The 6,978-nt window shown below is 39.7% G+C and carries 4 protein-coding genes and 1 pseudogene; 3 read left to right on the top strand and 2 right to left on the bottom strand.

Annotated elements, in window-relative coordinates; translation table 11 throughout:
- Positions 1–757 precede the first annotated feature (757 nt).
- Both murD and glyS read right to left on the bottom strand, forming a co-directional pair.
- Entirely contained in the window at positions 758–2,140 is a 1,383-nt protein-coding gene (gene murD, locus IQ228_RS17555) for a UDP-N-acetylmuramoyl-L-alanine--D-glutamate ligase (RefSeq protein ID WP_193963754.1), read from the bottom strand.
- 80 nt (positions 2,141–2,220) lie between these two features.
- Positions 2,221–4,395: a glycine--tRNA ligase subunit beta gene (gene glyS / locus IQ228_RS17550; RefSeq protein WP_193963752.1), complete on the bottom strand. Its 2,175-nt coding sequence runs from the start codon at positions 4,393–4,395 to the stop codon at positions 2,221–2,223.
- An 800-nt stretch (positions 4,396–5,195) separates the two neighbouring features.
- Between glyS and IQ228_RS17545 the strand changes: the two genes are divergently transcribed.
- From IQ228_RS17545 to IQ228_RS17535, 3 genes and pseudogenes are all read left to right on the top strand, one after another.
- Positions 5,196–5,720: a type IV pilin-like G/H family protein gene (locus tag IQ228_RS17545; RefSeq protein WP_193963749.1), complete on the top strand. Its 525-nt coding sequence runs from the start codon at positions 5,196–5,198 to the stop codon at positions 5,718–5,720.
- Between the two features lie 181 nt (positions 5,721–5,901).
- Entirely contained in the window at positions 5,902–6,444 is a 543-nt protein-coding gene (locus tag IQ228_RS17540) for a type IV pilin-like G/H family protein (protein ID WP_193963747.1), read from the top strand.
- Between the two features lie 145 nt (positions 6,445–6,589).
- Positions 6,590–6,978 (top strand): annotated as a pseudogene (locus IQ228_RS17535) (O-linked N-acetylglucosamine transferase, SPINDLY family protein); the annotation flags it as partial.

Here is a 6,978-nt window from a genome sequence, read left to right as displayed (position 1 = left end):
TCAACGAGGTTGCTATACTTTCAGCGATCTGCTATAATTTCAGAGAATTTCATAATTGGGTTATTGTCGTCAATTTTGGATCTTTCAGAAGATGCTAGTCTCAAACCCTTTATTGACAGTAGTTTCAGAAATTAATTTCCCAGGCTAATACAAAACTTTACAAAATTCATAGCTATTCCCTCGACAATTTTAGCCATGAATTTGCTCAGAAATGATCTAATTTGAGCGATCGCAAAAATTTCCTATTGACAAATTGACAAAAAAGTGATATGTAACCTGTCAATGTTATTAATTTTAGTGATATTTAGGACTTACGCACGAGTTACGGAATAATGAACCACAGAGAACACAGAGAACACAGAGAAATTTTGCGTAAGTCCTGATATTAAATCAACATGAATTAAGTAGGTGAACACAATAAAACCAAACTGTGTAAAGAAATGTAAAATCGCCCAAACCCTCTTCACTCTTGCCTCTTGCCTTTTGCCTTGCCATAACGACAATTTTCAACGCCAACCTACTTAAAGTTTACTCAAAAATTTCCGGGTTATTTAGTCATCTTCAGATGACTTCTGCTATTAGACTGGGAATTCATTCCCAGGCGGGCTACAGGTTTTACCTTAAGTTGACACCAATGAAGCTCTTGCTTTACCCCTACACATCTGGGCTTTTTGTCATTTGGCAAAAGTTTAAATCTCACCCGTGTTTAGTATACATCAATTTGATTGATGTTGGGTTGCGCTTTGCTTAACCCAACCTACGGTACTAGATATTTTTGGCACAATTGCCGAAAGTCTTCACCCCGCATTTCAAAATTGGGATATTGGTCAAAACTAGCGCAAGCTGGAGATAATAATACTACAGAGGCTTGATATTTTTTGGCTAATTCCCCAGATAAGGATACGGCGTTTGCCATTGTTTCAACTATGTGATAATTGCTATATCCCATCTCTTGCAGCCGTTTCGCAAATGCCGGTGCTGCGTTACCTATGAGTAAAACGGCGGCGGCTTTGGCTTGAATTTGGGCTAACCAAGTGGTATCATCCCCAGCTTTGGCTTCGCCACCAGCAATTAAAATGGCGGGACTATGGACAGATGCTAATCCTACTTCGGCTGCGTCGTAGTTGGTGGCTTTGCTATCGTTAATAAAATCAATTCCTTGCCAATTGCAGATATGTTCTAAACGGTGGGGAACGCCAGAGAATTCACGCACAGCTTGCGAAATGGCGGTAATATCTATACCTGCTAATCTAGCAGCGGCGACGGACATGAGCAGATTTTGCTGGTTATGTTCCCCTACCATTCGCAATGCAGATACCTCTACAATGGCTTGGGGTGTGGGGGTGATTTTTTCCATTACCCAGCCATTTTCTATATAAAAGCCTTTTTCGCCGATTAGGAATTTTTCACCTTTAACGGTTGTCCAATAGGCTTTTGGCCAATGAGTTAATCCTAATTTGCTCAAATAAGTATCATCACCATTAAATATTTGAATTTGGGAATTATGTAATAATTTGGCTTTGATATTATAGTAATTTTCTAATGTTTTGTGTCGGGCTAAATGATCTGGGGTGAAGGTTGTCCAAATCCCAATGCGGGGCGCTAAAGTTACGGAAGATTCGATTTGATAACTACTAAGTTCAGCAATTATCCAATCAGGGCGATTTTGGATTTTAGATTTTGGATTTTGGATTGCTACCTCGCAAGCAGCATGACCAATGTTACCACAGGCGGGGGCGTTCAATCCCGCTGTTTGGAAAATGGCAGCAGTTAAAGCGGTGGTGGTAGTTTTACCATTTGTCCCGGTGATTGCTACCCAAGGAATATCTTGCAAATATCGCCAAGCTAGTTCCATTTCGCCAATAGTTTCTATGCCTAATTCTCGCGCTTTGGCTAAAATAGGAATATCCCAAGGAACTCCGGGACTGAGAACTATTAATTTGGATATATCAGAGTTGGTGAATTCTGGTTTGTGTCCTAATTTGACGGTAATGTGTTCGCTGGCGAGTTGTTGTTGTTGTTCGAGGAGGGTTGGGGAGGTGCTACTATCGCAAAGTTCAACCTCCCAGCCTTCCTGTTTCAACAATCTTGCCGCAGCAACACCGGATTTTCCGAATCCAATAATTAACGCTTCTGGCATAGACTATGTAGCATCCCTGGTTAAGCTTCCCTATTGTAGTGTTAATTGGCAAAAATTACACCAATTTTTGTTGCGTTATGCTACAAATTTTTGACTATCGCGCCAAAGTCCGCCAATACACGGGCGTGATTTCGCAGTAATCCCAGTAAATTTAAGCGATTTTGCTTAATATCGGGATTTGCGTCCATAACTAGAACGCTGTCTTCACCATCAAAAAATGTACTGACGGTGGGGGCAATTTTTGCTAGTGCGGTTACTAATAGTTGGTAATCCCGGTTTTGTTGTGCTGCTTGGGTTTGAGGAACTAATTCGAGTAAAGCGTTATAAAATGCAGATTCGGATTTTTTCTGGAAGAGTTGGGGATTAATTAAAGACTGTGGTTCTAGGGTTTGAAAGTCTAGATTTCCCTGGGCTGCTAACCGGGTGGAACGGTTGACGGTTTCGTAGATTTTATCTAATGTACCATCTTTGCGGATTTGTTGTAAATAGAGAGCGCGATCGCGGACATCTAATAAATCCGTTAATGCTCGTTCTGTGTATTCAGGATCATTTTCTCCCAAAACTGCATTTACCAAATCGTAATCTATCTGTTTTTCATCTTGTAATAAGGTGCGAATCCGTTGTAGAAAAAATTCTTGCAAGGTTTTAATTAAGGATTTGGCATCTTTGTTAAAAGTTGTAGCAAAATCTGTGGCGATTTCTTCTAAAAGGGTTGATAAATTAATTTGTAAATTCGCCAACCAGGTAATATTAACAATCGCATTTGCTGCGCGACGTAAGGCGAAAGGATCTGATGAACCTGTGGGAATTAAACCTAAACCAAAGATACTCACTAAGGTATCTAATCTATCTCCTAAACCAACTATTTGCCCTGTGAGAGTTTGGGGAAAAATATCATCAGCATTTCTGGGTAAATAATGCTCAAAGATGGCTTTTGCAACTTCTGGATTTTCGCCATTGGCTAATGCGTATTTTTCGCCCATAATTCCCTGTAATTCTGGGAATTCATAGACCATTTGTGTGACTAAATCGGCTTTACAAAGTAATGCGGCTCTTTGTATATTCTGGGTTTGGTCTGAATTTAATTGTAGTTGAGTGGTAATTCTTTCGGCATTTTTAACTATTCTGGCGATTTTGGCACGAACTGAACCTAAATCTTCTTGAAAGGTGACTTTTTCTAATTGGGGTAAGTAGCTTTCTAAGGGTTTGGCTAAATCAGCTTCATAGAAAAATCTACCGTCAGCTAACCGCGCTCGAATGACTCTAGCATTACCAACGGCGATAATATCAGCTTTGGCTGGATCTCCGTTACTAATGGTGATAAAATTGGGCAATAATTCCTGGCAATCAGCATTTTTGAAGACGGGAAAATAACGCTGATGACTTACCATGACTTCGGTAATTACTTCTTTTGGTAAGTTGAGAAATTCCTCTTCAAATTGGCCGATAACTGCTGTAGGATATTCAACTAAATTGACAACTTCTGCTAGTAAGTCGGGGTAAATTGGGGTATATCCGCCTAATTTTTCGGCTGCTGCTTGCACTTGATTTGTGATGATTTCGGCTCGGCCTTCTGGGAGTACATTTACATAGCCAGAAGCCAAGGTTTTGACATATTCTGTAGCGTGGTCAATGCTGACGGGTTGGGGGTGTAAGACTCTATGGGTGCGAGAAAGGCGACCTGCTTGCAGCAGCGCTTCGCTATCGCTTTTAACAACTTTTGCCCCATTTTCTAATTGTAGTGGTAGAATTTCCCCATCTAACAATGTGACTAAAGTGCGAATTGGGCGCGAAAACCGTCCGTCACCATGTCCCCACCGCATTAACCGCTTGCCTTCTAAGTTCCAGACCCATTGGGGGACAAGTTCAGTTAAAATATCGGCGATGGGACGACCGGGAATTTGTTTGTTGACAAAGACGAAATCGCCTTTTTCCGTGGGACGAATTTCTAAAGCGGAAATATCTACACCTTGCTTACTCGCAAAACCAATGGCGGCTTTAGTGGGTTGTCCATCTTTAAAAGCTGCTTGTGCGGGTGGTCCTTTGATTTCTTCTTCTCTGTCTGCTTGCTGGGAAGGTAAACCTGTAATCAGAACTGCTAACCGGCGGGGTGTTCCATAGACTTCGACAACCGCTTCGGGGAGATTGTGGGTTTTGAGACTTTCGGGAATGCGCGATCGCCATTGTCCAATAGCATCACTCAAAAAACCTGCGGGTAATTCTTCTGTACCGACCTCTAATAAAAATGCTGGCATAAGATACTGTTTTTAAGTTGGTGTGGCTTAATATTAGTCAATTCCAGCATTGTACGCCAGTTCCGACTCTTGAGGAAAATCTAAGAGGGTGGTTAAAAAGTCATGATTGCTGTATCAAATGTTAATTACTTAAGCAGTGGGACAGAATTAATTACACAATGTCATTGCGTTAGCGCAGCGTGGCGTTAGCCATATGGAAGGAAGTGAAATGAAGCAATTACAAGGGTCGTGATTGCTTCCCTTCGCTCGCAATGACTGTAAATAAGTAGTGAGGCAAAATTAATTACATAATGTCATTGCGTTAGCGTAGCGTGGCGTTAGCCATATGGAACAAAGTGAAATGAAGCAATCGCAAGGGTTGTGATTGCTTCCCTTCGCTCGCAATGACTGTAAATTGTCATTGCGTTAGCGTTACGTGGCGTTAGTAATATGGAAGGAAGTGAAATGAAGCAATTCCAAGGGTCGTGATTGCTTCCCTTCGCTCGCAATGACTGTAAATAAGTAGTGAGGCAAAATTAATTACATAATGTCATTGCGAATGGAACAAAGTGAAATGAAGCAATCGCAAGGGTTGTGATTGCTTCCCTTCGCTCGCAATGACTGTAAATAAGTAGTGAGACAAAATTAATTAATTCTGTCTCACTACTTACCAAACACTATAGCCACCTGAGTATAAATATTTTTTGCATAGAGATATCAAACCTGAGAAATTTGGGAATAATTGAGATTAGTGTGGATATTGCCCTATTTTTGCATCTATGTGAAAGCACGCTTTTTTCAATTAACCTATTAAAAATACTATGAAAAGCCATTTCCGAACGCAATTTTTAGGCTATTTTTTATCACCAAAGCTAGGCAATACGGGATTTACCCTAATTGAACTACTTGTAGTTATACTCATGATTGGTATTTTATCTGCGATCGCCCTACCCACTTTACTGAGTCGGGCTAATAAAGCTAAACAGGTAGAATCTAAACTATATGTTGGTGCAATGAACCGCGGTCAACAAGCTTATTATCTAGAAAATACAGTCTTTACTGAATCTATTGATGAATTAGGCGTTGGTATTCGACAGCAAACAGAGAACTATTTATATAAAAGCAATATTGCTCCTAGTAACACAGTGGTGACAAATAACGGTATATCCAGGAAACCAGCGTTGAAATCCTATGCAGGAGTCCCCTATTTAAATACGATTCTCAGCCCAGATGGTACTATTGGATCAGTTACCATCACTATTTTATGTGAAAGTCCTGCTGCTGGTGAAGGGACCGAGCAAACAATGAATTTAGCCTCTTGTCCCACTGGTTGGATACCTTTATAAATGCCAACGGTTGGATTGATTGAATAAACATAATCAGATGAAATCACCTGTATGTAAGCTTTCTAATCCATTTTTATATCTAGGAAAAAATATTTTTTGGTGGGGTGATATGAAATTGATCAGAACTGGGTAAGTTATTTGCATAAAGAAACAAACAACACTCCGACCAGGGAAAACTACTATGAAAACTGAACTGAAAGCCAAATTCTTGCAACACCTTCTTGGTAAAAAGAAAGATAATCAAGGTTTCACCCTGATTGAATTGTTAGTTGTTATCATCATCATCGGTATTCTGTCCGCTATCGCTCTTCCCTCCTTCTTGAACCAAGCTAAGAAAGCTAAACAGTCTGAATCTAAGACCTATGTTGGTTCTATGAATAGAGGTCAACAAGCTTTCTACACAGAGAATGATTCCTTTGGAACCACTGTTGATTCACTAGGTATTGGTATTAAAACTACAACCCAGAACTATACTTATAGCACAAGTGCAACAAACGGTACTGGTGTTGCTTCTTGGGCATTGAGCAGTTCTTCGACAGCTACAAGTGTTACCGCTTTGAAAAACTATGGTGGTAAAGTATATCTTGCAACAGCAGGTACTAACAATGAAGTTACCAGTTTAGCTTTCCTATGCGAAACGAATGCAGTTGACGTAGCAGGCACCACTGTCTTAGCTAACTCTACAGGTGATGGTGGTTGTACTGGTGGTAAATTAATTAAGTAATATTTAACCAGTTAATCAGCTAATTTTACCACATAATGGTGTAGTTTTTGCATTAACCTTACGAACAATGTTTCTTGTTTGTAAGGTTAATTTTTGTTTAGAATAGCCCTGCTATAATATAGTAAATTAATTCAAGATTTATTTTATGAATACCAAAAATTCTTTTGTTGAGGAAAATCTAAATGATTGGCAGAAGCAAGCAGAAAAATACCTAATTGCGGAAAAATATGGGCTGGCTGCCAGTCTTTATGAAAAAGCAATTGATAGAGAACCAGATGTTAAGTCTCACTACTGGCATTTAGGATTAATGCTATTGCTTCAAGACCAGGAAACTGAAGCACAAATAACTTGGTTGATGGCATTATCAGAAACAGAAGATGAAACTGACACAACAGAACTACTAAAAGTTTTGGAAACAGAAGCAGAAAGACGAATAAACATAGAAGACTATCATCTTGCATGGGCAATTCGCCAACACATATGTGAAATTGCACCTGAAAATATTAATAATCTACTATATCTTGTGAATATTAC

Origin of the sequence: Dolichospermum sp. LEGE 00246 (assembly GCF_015207865.1) — a bacterium.
Taxonomy (GTDB): domain Bacteria; phylum Cyanobacteriota; class Cyanobacteriia; order Cyanobacteriales; family Nostocaceae; genus Dolichospermum; species Dolichospermum heterosporum.
The sequence above is the reverse complement of the archived record's forward strand: the minus strand, read 5'-3'. Positions and strand labels throughout refer to the sequence as shown.